A 14,861-nucleotide genomic window follows, 5' to 3' on the forward strand; every position below is an offset into this window, starting at 1 on the left:
TTTTTCATAATAACTTCATCATAATTGAAAAACGGACGAGATGCACAAGTTTGCCCTTGCACATCTCGTTCGTATTAGAATAGATTTACCAGCTTCGACCTGCTCCGCCGCCACCTCCGGAACCACCTCCGCCGAAACCACCAAATCCTCCACCGCCGCCAGAACTTCCACCGCCAAATGAACCCGGGAATATGACCGGGCCACCGCGACGACGCCCGCCTGGACCGCCACCTGTACCACCGCCACCGCTTCTCATAGCACTAATGATAATGATCGCAATAACAATAATTATAAAGAACGGAAAACCTTCTTCTGTATCGTTAAATTCGCCCGTGACAGTATCCACAGGTAATTGATCTCCTTCTAATCCATATTCGGAAGCAATCGCATTATAAAATGCTTTATAAGCTTCCATAATTGCCATATCAGGCTGCTCATCTTGCAAATATGGAATGGCAACCTGATCAATCACACGCCCCACTTTCCCATCAGGAAGCGCTCCTTCTAATCCATACCCAACACTCAAGTAAAAATGTCGATTCCCATTTGAATTAGCCTCGGTTGTCACGACGAGCAAGGCTCCGTTATCTTTATCTGCCGCGCCTAATTTAAACTCCCTCAATTTTTCAACCGCATATTGTTCTACTGGCTCATCGCCAATACTCGGAATAACCAAAACCGCTAGCTCAGATTCTGTTGCGTTGTATAATCGTATGCCAAGTTGTTCAATTTCTGATTGTTGTTCAGATGTTAAAACATCCGCAGAGTCTTGTACTATCGGAACAGCCGCGTCAGCTGCAGACGTGGACGTTATGACTACAGATAGGAAGACTAAACACGCTATCGTTAAAAAACGTGCCCACTGTCGAATCAATCAGTGTCATCCCCGAAATCAATTTTCGGTACTTCTTTCGCAGCTTCGTCCGCTTTAAAATACTCTCTTTCATCAAATCCAAAAATAGATGCTACTATTTTTCCTGGGAAACGCTTTACTTGTCGGTTAAGCGATGCCACTTCGTCATTGTAATCCTTCCGCGCGACACCAATCCGGTTTTCAGTTCCTTCTAATGAATCCATAAGCTGTATAAAGTTTTCGTTTGCTTTCAAATCCGGATAGTTCTCAACAACGACTAACAGCCTACTCAGTGCACCAGACAATTCATCGTTTGCTGCCGCCTGGTCCTCAGGTCCACTTGCACCGGCTAATCGAGTACGCGCTTCAGAGATGTCACTAAGCACTTTCTCTTCGTGGCTTGCGTATCCTTTAACAGTACTTACTAGATTTGGTATTAAATCAGCTCTTCTTTGCAATTGGTTCTCCACTTGCGCGTATGATTGGTCAACGTTTTCTTCCGCAGTCACAAATTTGTTGTAGCTTGGTATAAGTATCATTCCTATAACTACAAGTATAGCTACAATAATCCCTATTGGTCCTAATATCTTCTTCATGCTATCGCCCCTTAATATAGTTTATTGTTTACTCTACCCACCTATGTCATTAGTTAAAACTTTCGTCGATACTAATATATACTAGTCTACTCAACAAAAAGTTTCATGTATTTCATAACTAGTTTAAAAATTATCTTATATAAAACTAATAGAAGGTATATAAAATTGGTTTTACATTTCACTACTGTAAAATTTTTATTGTTTTTCAAATATAAGTATTGGTCCCCAACATAATAATAGAGCTGTTTCAAAAGTCATAATAATGGCTTTTGAGACAGCTCTATTTATTGTTCACTGCTAAATTTATAGATAAATGCACTCTTACTTTTAATAATTACCAACAGAAAATACCTACGAATCCGATTTTAAAGATACAGAAACCTGCATTAACTTCTTTTGCTTTTGCTTGTGTCAAAGTTTTCACGTGTTCACCACCCTTCAAGTATTCTTTTTATCTAATTACCAACAGAAAATACCTACGAATCCGATTTTAAAGATACAGAAACCTGCATTAACCTCTTTTGCTTTTGCTTGTGTCAAAGTTTTCATGTGTTCACCACCCTTCAAATATTCTTCTTATCTATTTACCAACAAAAAATACCAACGAATCCTATCTTAAAGATACAGAAACCTGCATTAACTTCTTTTGCTTTTGCTTGTGTCAAAGTTTTCATTTTTTCACCTCTCTTCAAATATTCTTCTTATCTATTTACCAACAGAAAATACCAACGAATCCTATCTTAAAGATACAGAAACCTGCATTAACTTCTTTCGCTTTTGCTTGTGTCAAAGTTTTCATGTGTTCACCTCCCTTCAAATTTGAATGATAATAAAATTTATTGTTTCTTTATCCATGAGTCAACATCTTTAATAGATATACCTGTTTCACTTGTCCATTCTACTTTATCTACTAACTTTCCCTTTGAATACCTAGCCATAACCGGCGTATGCAGAACATCATATAGTTCTTTGAACTCTTCCCACTTTTCTTCATTTTCTATAAGATCTTTTGCATCTAAATAAAATATTGGTGATTCTAATTTATTATTATTTATTAAGTTGATCACTTTAGGTTCAAAAATATTACATTCATCACAAGTAGGTATGCTGATATAGACATAAAAGTCTTCCCCGCTTGATACCAGCCCTTCAAACGATGTATGAGTAATAAAATCTACAGTATCGTATACAGCTAAATACTTTTCGTCTTCGTTTTTAAATGAATAGACGGTAGTACCTATTAAAAAAATACCGATTACTACTACAGAAAACAAAATATTCCGCAAAGCTTTTCTCTTAATAATAATCACTCCAATATATTAAATTTTACCTAATAATATATTTTCAACTACGTTATATTCTTGATAACCTTCAACCCTTTCAATAACTCCTTCTTTAATAATTAATAATGTAGGAGTTCCTTGTATATTATGTTCAATTAAAAACGACTCATTTTTAGCGTTCTCTGTGTCTAAATAATAGACGGAAGTATCAGTCCTTTTAGCAGCTTCTTCTAGAATGGGCTGAAATTTTTTGCATTCTTGACATGATCTTTTTCCGACAAAAACAAACGTACTTTCATCATTCTCTAACACATCATTGATCTTTGTAATCGAGATTTTATTATTTGTTATATTATCCGAAGTGACATTTACAAAAACTAAGACAATTAGCGCTAAGATGATAAAAGCGATAATTCCATTAATTAATTTTCTCATTGCTGACCTCCTGTTCAACATTAATAATATTATCTGCATATTTTAATAATTCTTCTTCATGACTAATCAAAATCACAATTTTATTTCTTTCAACAGCTAACTTTTTTATGTTCTCCATTAATACTATTTTTGATTTACTATCTAAGTTTCCTGAAGGTTCATCAAATATATAAATACTTTTTTCTTGGCTCATCGCCCTCATTAGTAGTACTTTCTGCTTTTGTCCTTGTGAAATGTTAACTCCGTTACTTTGTAGCAAATAATGATTAGGCAAATTTAAATTGAAAATATCATCATATTTGAGTTTTTCGTCATCTTTTAATTTTTCATTAAATACTTTGTAACGAATGTTTCTCCCAACCGTACTTCCATAAATATTAAATTCAGGCGAATACATACTAATATAATCATTAATATCTATATCTTTTAAGGAGCTTTTTGATATTGAGTTATTAATATTTATGTAACCTGAGCTCGGCTCTAAAATTCCTGATATTATTTTAATTAAAGTAGATTTTCCAGATCCATTTTCTCCTGTAATTGCGCTGATTTTACCAGATTCAAATTTAGCGGAAAAGTTTTTAATTATTTCTTTGTTTTCTTCATAACTAAAATTTAGTTGATCAATAGAAAGCTTTTTTATATTTTTTAGATTTAGTTTTTCTTTCTCTTTAAGAACCTGATCCTCGCTATAATCTTCACTACTTTGTATGTAGTCTATTGCTATAGTACTTTTTTGATAGACGAGCCAAGTTTGAACTACTGGAGAAAGACTGCTTAGTATTATAGATATAAGGAAAATACTATTGGAAGTATTAATTAAGTCGCTTGATTCTCCTTTTAAAGATAAAAGACCAAAAATAATGAAGGAGGTAATTGTCATTAGCGTAATAATCAATTGAAAAGTAGATGATATCTTAGACTCGATTTTCGTTCTATTTATTTTACTCTTTAGAAAATCGTTCATTTTTTCTTTGACAAAGTCTTCTGATTCTACATTTTTAGAAAACAAATTAATATCTAATGAAGTTTTTATATTGTTTTCAATCGCATATGAAAAGCTGGAAGATTTCCCTACAATGTTTCGCTCTTCATTTCTAATTTTAGGAATTTGCTTTTTTAAATAAATCGAGAAAATCATAAACCAGAAAATTAATGAGAATGTTAATAATGAACTAAATTGATATAGTAAAATTGATAAGAATAAAACATAAACAATATTTAATTTAAAATAAAATTTTTGAAGCAATCCAGAAACTGAATTCAATAGATTCCAGAAATAACCTGTCACATTATCTAAATTCTTTCCTGAATCTAAATCATTAATTTTTTGATTATAATATTTAGATAAAATAGTGGCCTGCATTTTATTTTCAATAATAACTTTCTGCTGTGCTTCCTCTATATTTATAAAGTAAAATAACAGGATGATCACAAATGTAAATATAGATGGGAACACCATATTTTGTATTGTTATATGGTCATTGTTTGCCTGCATGAAACTTTGAATAAAAATCGTTGAAACCATAGGTAACATATACTTGAGGAACATCAATAGGACCATTTTCATCTTTATTTTAATTGAAATGTTTTTCATTATATTTTTATATAAAACTTCACCTAAACTATATTCCTTCTTTTTCTTCTTCGATTCCTTTCCTATTTCTCGAGGAATAATGTCAATATTATCTATACATAATGCAAATCCCAAAAAAATAGATTTAATATAATCTTCTTCGCATTCTATAATGTTAGGCATTGATGGATCTGAAATAGTGAACTTATTCTTATCTATTTTATGAACAACAACATAATGTGCTAACCCATCATTTTCAACTACAATCATCATTGGAAGTTTTTCAACTTTTTTTAGTTGTTCAAAATCAGAGACCTCATATGAATCAGATAACACTCCGTAATTGATTAAAATTTGATTTAATTCATATAAGGATAAGCCTTGATCATTATTGATATTATAATTTTTATATAAATCACTTTCGCTACTCAAATTGAAACCTAACTGTTTTAAAATCGTTTTTAAGGAAGCTATTCCACAGTCAGTGCTAGATTTTTGCATTGAATGAGCATACATATCCTTATCTCCCTACTTATTTATTTCAATGTTTCCAATTGTTTTTACTTGAATCAAACTATCCATACTCTCTCCTGTTTCAGGAACACTAACTTCTCCGTCGCCTTCTGCTTTCGTTTCATACTTACCATCAAAACTCTCAGGTAAATTAATCACTACGCTCCCAACATCCATTGCAAAGTTCATTTCTTTGAATGTCGCATCCTTCGCTAGATTAACCGAAAGTGTTAACTCATCTTTGCCTTCACTAGTAACAAATAATTTCACTTCACCTTTTTTTGAAAAGTTAATAGCTGCACTATCTTCCGTTAAAACCGATGTAGCTAATGCTGTTTTAGTTTTTTCAGAAACTTTCCCACTTAATGTTATCGTTGTAATTTCATTATCACTTTCTTTAATTTCAGTCTTAATGTTTTGAGAGACTTTATTAAATGAAATGTTTTGAAGCTGCTTGGAATTCAGCTCCCAGGTTTCACCAACTTGAATATCAGTATTCGATTGCGAAACAGATGTGTAACCCCAAACCCCTACAAATAGTAATACAACGCCTATAACAATAAATTTTTTCTTCAAAATAAACCTCTCCTTTTTTTCCTTTTTTTAATTTTCATTTGAATTCTCTTGTGTTAAATGACGAGTAACTAACAAATAATGCTAATAAAGCATATGCGATACTACTTGTAAAAATTGTAAGTAAAAGGTTTGTAGATAGATCCGGTAGATTTGTCACACTTCTAATATTGGTAAAGAAAAGAGTATCCAATATTGATTCAAGTTTAGGCAAATAAGTCGCTATAATATTTGAAATAAAACTATCTCCAATAAATGCAATTGAAATAAATGCCGCTACAGATACATACGTAGACTTAATGGTATTAAATAATAAAATCCCTAAAGCGCTTGCCGTCAAATATAAAGGTATTTGAGCTAAAACAATTTTTACTAATGGTAGCGGATCAAACCCACCTTGAAGAGCATAAGTTGTCGCAAATAAACTAAGCGAGTATATCAAAATAAATAAAATAGTAAGTATAAAAGTTAAAATCGTTTTGCTTAGGAAAAAGGTAGATCTTTTTATTCCAGAAATTAAGGAGTTATTTACTACACGGTAACTAAACTCATGTCCCCAAACGATAACTAGTATATTTGTAAGAAATATAGGAAGAAAAAGTGAACTACTTGATAAACCAGATTGAACAATTTCAAACGCAGGTTTATCTGAGCCGAGAAAACTAAAGAATGCACCTAATACAACCATCCCAACTGCAGAATAAAAACATAATTTACCTTTAATAATTCTGAAAAAATCTGATTTTAAAATATTAAACATCACTTACACCTCTATCAATTAAATCTAAATAATAATCTTCTAAATTTTCTTCTTTATGATAAAAGTTCAACATATAAATCGCTTGATCGAATAATAACTTTGAGATTTTAGGCATAGTTGAATTCTCTTCTTTCAAAGTAAGAACATCTTGATTTTTTTTCACGTCATATCCTAACCCTGTTAAAATATCTATCGTTCGTTTGTCATCAGATGTTTCTAAAATAATATAATGCTCACATTCTTGCTCCAGCTCACTCTTAGTCAGTTCTTTCACTAATCTGCCTTCATTAATAATTCCGTACCTTGTCGCAAGCATGGAAAGCTCAGTCAATATATGACTTGAGATTAAAACAGTTGTCCCAAATTCTGTATTAAGACGTTGAATTATTTTACGGATTTCGACAATTCCTTGTGGATCTAGTCCATTAACAGGTTCATCTAAAATTAAAAAATCTGGATTGTCTAAAATTGCTAATGCCAAACCCAAGCGCTGCTTCATTCCTAAAGAAAAATTACTAAATGGCTTTTTACCAGTGTCTTCAAGACCTACAAACTCTAAAACCTCAGAAATTCTATTTTTATCATTAATATTCATTTGAATCGCATAGTACTTGAGATTGTCTCTGGCCGATAAGTAGGGATAACAAACAGGTCCCTCAATTACAGCGCCTATTTTTATTTGTTCCTTAGCAACATAATTAATACTTCCTGAATTTTTTTCTATTAATTGCGTTAGCAACCTAATAAATGTTGTCTTTCCTGAACCATTTTGTCCGATAAACCCATAGATATCACCTTTATTTATAGTCATAGACACTTCATTTACAGCATGGTAGTCTTTGTAAGTTTTGACTAATTTATTTGTACTTAAAAGTATATTTTCAGAAACAATTGTATTCATAATATTCTCTCCTACTCTTTTTCAAATACTTGCTTAACGAATACTTTATTAGCAGAACAATATCCTTTTTTTATTTTTAGTCTTGGATAACCATCAAAAGACAATTCAATATCATTTACTTCAAAGTAAGTATTCAGAGGAACTTCTTCTTTTAAGTAACGATCTATGAATTCCGTTGTTTTATAAACATTTAATGGGACTAGCGTTTTCACTCTTTTCGGATTCTTAATATAATAATTATTATAATTAATTCTTTTATTTTTTTTATTGACGTTATCTAGTTGAAAGTCCATAAGAGAATCGCTCCACTTCTTTGTTAAATAACAACTTCTAATTACATATATAAAATAATTCCTGATATAGTATTTACAAAATCAATTAAACTTAGCATTACCTTTACCCCCTTCTATCTGTTAGTACATTTATTTTAAGCTTACCGACTTTAGTTGCTCTATTTTCTTTTGTGCCCATATCTTAGTTTCTTATGTCCTATAGTGGATTTCTTATTACATATAAAGAATTATTCCTGTTATTGTATTGACTAGATCAATTAGGTTTAGCATTACGTTTACCTCCTTCTATTGGTTACTTAATTTAAACTAAGCTTACCTGCTTTAGTTGCTCTATTTTCTTTTGGAGTCATATCTTAGTTTCTTATGTCCTATAGTGGATTTAGGAATATACACTACATAGTTTCTTTTCTTAGTAAATTTAGTAGATTTAGTTTGAATCTAAATTCTTTATCTTTTAATTAACCTTAGCTTATCGTCATTAATAGCTATGTTCTCAATTTCAGTCATATCCTATTTTCTTTTATCCTATAGTGGATTTCGAACAATATTAAAAACATATCTTAAAAGAAAAACACTAATTAAATACATCTATAGAAGAGAGTTACAAATACAAGAACAAACTGCATTCTAAAAAATATCTATCAACTGATTAAATTAGAGGTTAATAATAAATATCCTTGTAATATTTTGGATTTCTAGACTTTTCTGCCAATTGAGGTATAATTAATTTAATATTGGGGGTTGGATTTCTTATGGTAATGGGTGCAGCTTTTAAGATTATCCGTAAAAACAAGGGGCTTTCGCAAAAAGAAGTTGCAGCTGATATTATTTCTACGTCATTTTATTCGAAACTCGAAAATGAAAACAGTAATATATCTGCGGATTTGTTTTTTCAAGTTCTGGATAATTTGGATATTGCTTTAGAAGAGTTTGAGTATATCTATAATGATTATTCCCACACATCTAAGAAAAAAATTGATGATGAGTGTAAACAAATCTACTATGCTGGCGATATAACCAAACTTGAAGAAAAGAAAAATGAAGTTGAAGAGATTTACAAATCAACTGGCGATGATTTTTATAATAGATTAGCAATTTTGCTCTATTGCTTAATACAAACATACAACTCAGAAAAATATGATCCAGAAATTATAAATCCTATTCAATCTTATTTATTCTCTGTCGAAACCTGGGGACATTATGAGATAAGACTATTCACTACTTGTATAAAAGCTTTTGAAGTTGATACAGTTCTTTTATTAAGCAATCAGTTATTAAACAACTTAAAACCTTATTCCACTTATAATTTTCACGAACGAGATATTATTACTGTTTTAATTAATATTATTATTACTTGTCTCGATAATAATCGATTAGAAGAAGCTGACTATTACATCGCTGTTGCTAAAAAAAGATTAACTTCAGAAAAAATAATGTTTGAAAGAAATCTAATCAACTATCTTTTTGGTATTAGTTTAATTCATCATCTTAAAAGTGATGAAGGCTATCTAATTGCTATGACTTCAATTGACATTTTTAATTCCTTGAATATGAATGGAATGGCTACACAGTATGAACAATATTTAGAAGAAACAATCAAAAATTTTAGTGAGTAAATGAGTTTAAGAATAGAGGTTATGCTGATGCAGTTAGGGGATGCATTAAAATTAATTAGAACAAACAAAGGATTATCACAAAGTAAAATAGCTAGCGGAATAATATCAACATCTTTTTATTCAAAAGTAGAAAAAAACCTTAGTAATATATCAACGGAATTGCTATTTAAATTACTTGAGCAGTTAAATATTAGTTTAGATGAATTCTGGTATATATATAATGACTATTCTTTAGGCGAGAAAGAAGAACTTACAAATAAATGTAAACAAATATATTTAGAAGGTAATATCAATGAACTTATCGATATGAAAGATGAAGTAGATAATATATATGAAGAAACACAAAAAAAATTTTACCAACGTTTGTCTATTGTCTTATATTGTGCAATTCAAAATGTTAAGTCTGAAAGCTATGATGATAAAATAGTAGAGCCTCTCAAACAATATTTATTATCTATCAATACATGGGGATATTATGAAATTAAATTATTTGGTATTTGTATTTTAGTTTTAGAGATGGATATAAATACACTCTTACTTTTGGCTAATCAGTTATTAAACAACTTACGATTTTATTCCGATTTACAAACATATGAAAAAGAAATTATTACCGTATTAATTAGGATTGTTGAGACTTGCTTAAATAACGATAGATTAGAAGAAGCCGACTATTATCTAAATATCGCAAAAAGAAAGCTTACAACTTTAAATTTAATGTTTGAAAAGAATCTACTAGAATTTTTATCTGGAATCAGTTTGATGCAAAATGGAAACGTAATAGAAGGCAAAAAAATGGCTGTTAAATCGATAGATATTTTTAAAGTTTTAAATATGAAAGTAAGTGCAGATAAATATGAAAAGTATTTTAAGAAAAAATTATATACTGTTGAACAAAATATAAATAATTATTAAATAGAAATAACATATATCAATTTTATGTTTATTGATTTTTCATCTAAAGATTACTGACTAAAAAAGCGTTGGAAAAGGTATAAGACCTTTTCCAACGCTTTTCTCTATTAATTTATTATAAAGGTATTAGCACCCAAAACGTATTGCTGTTATCAGTTGTTTCAACACCTATCTCACCTTGATGATGCCGTTCAATGATTTCCTTAGAGATAGCCAGCCCTAAACCTGAACCACCTGTCAATCGACTTCGAGAGACGTCAAGCCGATAAAACCTTCTAAATATGTTGTCTTTTTCTATTTCTGGGATAGGTGTGCTTTGCCCAGTAATAGAAATACGATAACTTTCTCCCCGGGTTTCCCTTGTTAATAAAATTGGGGCCATTCCTTCATTATAGCGAATAGCATTATCTAATAGGTTATTAATAACCTGTTGCATTCCTTCGAGATTTACTGATATTTTACACGGTTCAATATTTTGTTTTATTGGTATATTCTTCTGTTTCCATTCTTTATTAAACATGGCAACAGATTGACTAAGTACTTCAGTAATTTCATGAGTTTCTTTTTTCACTATAGAGTTTGCCGCTATGTAATCCCATTCTTTTAATTGCTCGAACTGGTTAATCATTTGAGACAACCGATTGGATTCCTGATGAAGAGATCCAAATAGTTCAGTATCACCAACTATGTCACCATCTTTTAACGCTTGTAGATAACCATTTAAGTTCGTTAAAGGTGTTCTTATTTCATGGGATAGATCTGTTACAATTTTTTTTCGTTGCTGCTCATTATTTTCTAACTGTGTAATAAGTCCATTATATTCTATAACTAATTGACCTATTTCATCCTGTTTATAGACTTTAACAAGTTCAGGATAATGACCATGCCTTAATTGTTGAGTTGACTCTATTAAACTTCTAATTGGTTTTGTTAAACGCTTCATAAAATAGTAATGTCGAAAACTCCAAAGAAAAGCTACAGTTATCATAAATATCCATAAGTAATTCCTTAATACACTATTAAATTGTTGTTGACGGTGAACATCTAAATTTCCTACTCCAGCAGCAAGAAAACAAGCTGTATTATATAATGCCCAACCACTAATAGCGGTTGCCGATACAATAACTATAATATTTAAAACTGTGATACGCCAAAGAAATCCAGAGGGCATTATTTTTTTATATAAGTTATTTATTCGTGACAAACTTATACCCCATTCCTCTGACGGTTTGAACTCGTTTAGGTTCTGATGTATCCTTTTCAATTTTTTCCCGAAGCTTCTTAACGTGTGCATCAATGGTTCGGTCCATAACATCACGTTCTCCATAAGGATATATTTGATTAATAAGTTGTTCACGCGACAACACTATGTTGGGGTTTTGCATAAAATGATGCAGTAAACTAAACTCATACTTTGTTAGTTGTATGTCTTTTCCGTAAAGTAATACTTCTCCTTTGTTTGGCATAATACACAAACCATCAGTCACAATTTTAGACATATGTGGCCAGTTCTGCGAAGTACTGCCTCTACTTGTGCAATAAGCTCATTGGGATCAAAAGGTTTTGTCATATAAGCATCTGCACCTAATTTTAAACCTGATATTTTATCATCTATTTGGACTTTAGCTGAAAGCATAATAACAGAAACATCATTTCTTTTTTGCTCAATAATCCACGCATAAAAGTCTTCACCACTTATTTTAGGAAGCATTAAGTCGAGGATTATTAAACATGGATGATGCTCTAGAAAAACGGCTTTTGCTTCTTCACCATCTGCTGCCTCAACAACTTCATAGCCGCTATTTTTTAAATATATTACGATGAGTTGTCGAATCATTTTATCATCTTCGACAACCATTATTGTTTGCTTCATTAGACTCACCCCATTCCTAGTTTACATGACGGAAGTGACCTATTGCATCATTTCAAACTGCTGGACCATATAATCATAATTCAAAGCACCCATCACGATGAATTGGATTCGTCCATTTGAGTCAATCATAAATGATGTTGGATAAGCCATGATTTCATATTCACTTGAAACAGCAGATACTTCATCCAATGGAACTGTCAAAGTTAGCTGCAGTTCATCTATAAAATTTTGAACTTTATCTGGACTCGATTCTGTTTCGAGCAAATTCACTGCTAAAACTTGCACATCTTTTTCTGATTGAAACTTTTGCATATCCGGCATTTCTGCGCGACAAGGAGGACACCATGTTGCCCAAAAGTTCAGCATAACTCGTTGCCCTTTGTAATCCGACAACTTAACCGTTTCACCGTCTAATGTTGTAAGTTCAAAATCAGGAGCCAGCTCACCTCTTCGAATTCCAATCTCATCGGATTCCTCGACTACATGCACGCTACTATCAGCCTGCTCTTTTGATGAAAACGCAAATTCATACACCGCCCAGCCCAGCATAACCGATACCACCGCAATAAAAATCATTTTCTTCATTCTTTATTTCCTCCCTTATTAGTCATCAGCCTAACTTTTCAAACCATGTAACTTGTACTAACTTAAGAAGAAATTCTGTAATGCGAGGCAGTTGACCTGTAAATAAAATCAACCCCATAATAATCATAATGACGGCACCGATTTTCATAATGATTTGACTACGACGTACAATCCATTTGGTTGATCCCAGGAAAAATGTCAAGATAAGGAAGGGCAGTGCAAAACCGATGACATACATGACCGTATACACAATTCCTTGTGTTGGATTACTTGCGGCCAAAAAGAGTATAGATCCGAAAATCGGACCGATGCACGGTGTCCACCCAGCAGCAAATCCCATACCTACAAAAAAAGTACCTAAATAGCCAACAGGTCTCTTTGCTGATTGGAAACGCTTTTCTTTCATTAACGCCGTTACATTAATCCAACCGCAACGCCGTTACATTAATCCAACCGCCAACAAAAAGCCCCATAAATATGATAAAGACACCGGCTACGCGTTGGATTAGGAGACCTGTGTCACCTACTAATAACGTTTGGATCCATTGCCCCAAAAATGAAGCCCCGACACCTAAACTAATAAAAATAAGTGAAACACCTAACAAGAAGAACACTGAGTGACTTAATAATTGACTACGTATTTTAACATCTTGATTTCCTTGCAGCTCTTTTACACTGATGCCTGTAATATATGATAAATATGCAGGAAATATTGGTAATACACAAGGTGATAAAAAAGATAGCGCCCCTGCACCTAACGCCAAAAACATTCCTACTACCAACATCGTATCTGTCTCAATTCCACCCATTTATATTACCTTCCTTCTTTTATAAATAACGTTCATTAGCAACGTAAACAGTAATAGTAAAACCAAAAACCAAGGTAATATTGTATAGCCTAATATCATCATTAATGGCATCGTAACGGCTAAAACTAGCGTGCCTACAGTCCAACTGATAAATATGATTACACTTAACCTATCTTCGACTATTCGGTCACGCATGATTACCAGTGCAACAATAAGTACGGCAAGTAAACCCAGGTAGTTGACGAAGTATGTATTCTTATTCCACACAACTTGAATAAATTCATATACAAACGATGTCGTTAAAAACAGAAAAATAAAAGCAGTAAAAAAAGTAGCTATGTCAATCTTTTTTCGTTTAGCTTTTACTCCAGTTGTTACAATTGTAAAAAGCACGGCTAAGTAAAAAGATTTTGAATCGCCAGGATAGGCTAAGATTGCCAATGGATCATTTATGAAAACTAAGAAATTTAAGATGATTTTACTACCCCACATAAATATGACGAAGTTCGTAAGTTGTGACATTAATTCTTCCATATAAATTTTCTTTATCTTTTTCGGTAAATTACTTAGCGAATAAAAAGATAGAAACCCCATAAGTAAGCTAAGTACCATTATTGCGATTGAAGTTTGTACACTTGCCATAGATTCTTTCCTCCAGTACAAAATCACTCAATTATTATCATACTGTTGCTTTATGAAGGTTTGACGAAAGCCAGATTTTATTAGAGGTTATTCTCTTATTTCTTTTTTATTAGAATATGTAAACAATGATGTTGATAATTTTTCCAAAAGAAAAAGGACCCATTAAGGTCCCGTTTACTTTCTTTATTAAAAATGCATTATTTACTTATTCACCAGTTTTAGAAAAGTGTTCGATCCTTGCGCCAATTTCATCGCGTACACGTTGGAAGAACGCCCATTTTTCTTCGTCCGTTCCTTCTGCTCTTGCAGGGTCATCAAATCCCCAATGGTCACGTTTGACATGAGCTGGTGTCATCGGACATTTATCAGCCGCATCGCCACAAAGCGTGACGACAAAATCTGCGTTATTTAAGATTTGCGGGTCAATAATATCTGAAGTTTGATTCGAAATGTCAACGCCGGCTTCATTCATCGCTTTAACAGCACTTGGATTGACCCCGTGCGCTTCAATTCCCGCACTAAGAACTTGCCATTCTTCACCAAGATACTTTTTTCCCCATCCTTCAGCCATTTGGCTACGACATGAGTTACCTGTACATAAGAAATAGAGTGTTTTTTTCGACATAATAAAAATCCCCTTT

At 32.2% G+C, this 14,861-nt stretch carries 15 protein-coding genes and 2 pseudogenes; 2 read left to right on the forward strand and 15 right to left on the reverse strand.

Going from position 1 to position 14,861, the window contains the following annotated elements:
• Positions 1–85: 85 nt before the first annotated feature.
• From KSU66_RS15965 to KSU66_RS16005, 9 genes are all read right to left on the reverse strand, one after another.
• Positions 86–874: a TPM domain-containing protein gene (locus KSU66_RS15965; protein WP_269052471.1), complete on the reverse strand. Its 789-nt coding sequence runs from the start codon at positions 872–874 to the stop codon at positions 86–88.
• A complete protein-coding gene (locus KSU66_RS15970; protein ID WP_269052472.1) occupies positions 871–1,449 on the reverse strand; it encodes a LemA family protein in 579 nt (192 codons plus the stop codon). Before KSU66_RS15970 ends, KSU66_RS15965 begins: the two co-directional genes overlap by 4 nt.
• A gap of 836 nt (positions 1,450–2,285) precedes the next feature.
• Positions 2,286–2,759, reverse strand: coding sequence for a DUF6568 family protein (locus tag KSU66_RS15975; RefSeq protein ID WP_269052473.1), 474 nt, complete (start codon positions 2,757–2,759; stop codon positions 2,286–2,288).
• A gap of 9 nt (positions 2,760–2,768) precedes the next feature.
• Positions 2,769–3,167, reverse strand: coding sequence for a thioredoxin family protein (locus KSU66_RS15980; protein WP_269052474.1), 399 nt, complete (start codon positions 3,165–3,167; stop codon positions 2,769–2,771).
• Positions 3,151–5,244, reverse strand: coding sequence for an ATP-binding cassette domain-containing protein (locus KSU66_RS15985; RefSeq protein ID WP_269052475.1), 2,094 nt, complete (start codon positions 5,242–5,244; stop codon positions 3,151–3,153). Before KSU66_RS15985 ends, KSU66_RS15980 begins: the two co-directional genes overlap by 17 nt.
• A gap of 27 nt (positions 5,245–5,271) precedes the next feature.
• On the reverse strand, positions 5,272–5,832 hold the full coding sequence (locus KSU66_RS15990; RefSeq protein ID WP_269052476.1) for a hypothetical protein: 561 nt from the start codon (positions 5,830–5,832) through the stop codon (positions 5,272–5,274).
• Positions 5,833–5,866: 34 nt separating this feature from the next.
• On the reverse strand, positions 5,867–6,589 hold the full coding sequence (locus KSU66_RS15995; protein WP_269052477.1) for a hypothetical protein: 723 nt from the start codon (positions 6,587–6,589) through the stop codon (positions 5,867–5,869).
• Positions 6,582–7,490 (reverse strand): ATP-binding cassette domain-containing protein, encoded by a 909-nt coding sequence (locus KSU66_RS16000; RefSeq protein ID WP_269052478.1) that lies wholly within the window; start codon positions 7,488–7,490, stop codon positions 6,582–6,584. Before KSU66_RS16000 ends, KSU66_RS15995 begins: the two co-directional genes overlap by 8 nt.
• 11 nt (positions 7,491–7,501) lie before the next feature.
• On the reverse strand, positions 7,502–7,783 hold the full coding sequence (locus KSU66_RS16005) for a DUF5776 domain-containing protein (protein WP_269052479.1): 282 nt from the start codon (positions 7,781–7,783) through the stop codon (positions 7,502–7,504).
• Between the two features lie 752 nt (positions 7,784–8,535).
• Here KSU66_RS16005 and KSU66_RS16010 point away from each other — a divergent pair.
• Complete coding sequence (locus KSU66_RS16010; RefSeq protein ID WP_269052480.1) at positions 8,536–9,399, forward strand: helix-turn-helix domain-containing protein; 864 nt, start codon at positions 8,536–8,538, stop codon at positions 9,397–9,399.
• Positions 9,400–10,311, forward strand: coding sequence for a helix-turn-helix domain-containing protein (locus KSU66_RS16015; protein ID WP_269052481.1), 912 nt, complete (start codon positions 9,400–9,402; stop codon positions 10,309–10,311). It abuts the gene before it with no gap.
• Between the two features lie 115 nt (positions 10,312–10,426).
• Here KSU66_RS16015 and KSU66_RS16020 read toward each other — a convergent pair whose 3' ends face one another.
• The 6 genes and pseudogenes from KSU66_RS16020 to arsC form a co-directional block, all read right to left on the reverse strand.
• Entirely contained in the window at positions 10,427–11,515 is a 1,089-nt protein-coding gene (locus tag KSU66_RS16020) for a sensor histidine kinase (protein WP_269052482.1), read from the reverse strand.
• A pseudogene (locus KSU66_RS16025) lies at positions 11,499–12,184 on the reverse strand (response regulator transcription factor). The gene KSU66_RS16020 and the pseudogene KSU66_RS16025 overlap by 17 nt, the downstream one beginning before the upstream one ends.
• Before the next feature lie 39 nt (positions 12,185–12,223).
• Positions 12,224–12,769, reverse strand: coding sequence for a TlpA disulfide reductase family protein (locus KSU66_RS16030; RefSeq protein ID WP_269052483.1), 546 nt, complete (start codon positions 12,767–12,769; stop codon positions 12,224–12,226).
• A gap of 25 nt (positions 12,770–12,794) precedes the next feature.
• Positions 12,795–13,578: pseudogene (locus tag KSU66_RS16035) on the reverse strand (cytochrome c biogenesis CcdA family protein).
• A complete protein-coding gene (locus tag KSU66_RS16040) occupies positions 13,579–14,220 on the reverse strand; it encodes a hypothetical protein (RefSeq protein WP_269052484.1) in 642 nt (213 codons plus the stop codon).
• 205 nt (positions 14,221–14,425) lie between these two features.
• On the reverse strand, positions 14,426–14,845 hold the full coding sequence (gene arsC / locus KSU66_RS16045; RefSeq protein ID WP_269052485.1) for an arsenate reductase (thioredoxin): 420 nt from the start codon (positions 14,843–14,845) through the stop codon (positions 14,426–14,428).
• Positions 14,846–14,861 lie beyond the last annotated feature (16 nt).

The sequence above is a fragment of the Sporosarcina sp. G11-34 genome, assembly GCF_026931025.1.

Excerpts from the sequence above, each read along its gene's own strand:
- KSU66_RS15970 (WP_269052472.1), bottom strand. The coding sequence starts at position 1,449 with ATGAAGAAGATATTAGGACCAATAGGGATTATTGTAGCTATACTTGTA.
- KSU66_RS15980 (WP_269052474.1), bottom strand. The coding sequence starts at position 3,167 with ATGAGAAAATTAATTAATGGAATTATCGCTTTTATCATCTTAGCGCTA.
- KSU66_RS15985 (WP_269052475.1), bottom strand. The coding sequence starts at position 5,244 with ATGCAAAAATCTAGCACTGACTGTGGAATAGCTTCCTTAAAAACGATT.
- KSU66_RS15995 (WP_269052477.1), bottom strand. The coding sequence starts at position 6,589 with ATGTTTAATATTTTAAAATCAGATTTTTTCAGAATTATTAAAGGTAAA.
- KSU66_RS16000 (WP_269052478.1), bottom strand. The coding sequence starts at position 7,490 with ATGAATACAATTGTTTCTGAAAATATACTTTTAAGTACAAATAAATTA.
- KSU66_RS16005 (WP_269052479.1), bottom strand. The coding sequence starts at position 7,783 with ATGGACTTTCAACTAGATAACGTCAATAAAAAAAATAAAAGAATTAAT.
- KSU66_RS16010 (WP_269052480.1), top strand. The coding sequence starts at position 8,536 with ATGGTAATGGGTGCAGCTTTTAAGATTATCCGTAAAAACAAGGGGCTT.
- KSU66_RS16015 (WP_269052481.1), top strand. The coding sequence starts at position 9,400 with ATGAGTTTAAGAATAGAGGTTATGCTGATGCAGTTAGGGGATGCATTA.
- KSU66_RS16030 (WP_269052483.1), bottom strand. The coding sequence starts at position 12,769 with ATGAAGAAAATGATTTTTATTGCGGTGGTATCGGTTATGCTGGGCTGG.
- KSU66_RS16040 (WP_269052484.1), bottom strand. The coding sequence starts at position 14,220 with ATGGCAAGTGTACAAACTTCAATCGCAATAATGGTACTTAGCTTACTT.
- arsC (WP_269052485.1), bottom strand. The coding sequence starts at position 14,845 with ATGTCGAAAAAAACACTCTATTTCTTATGTACAGGTAACTCATGTCGT.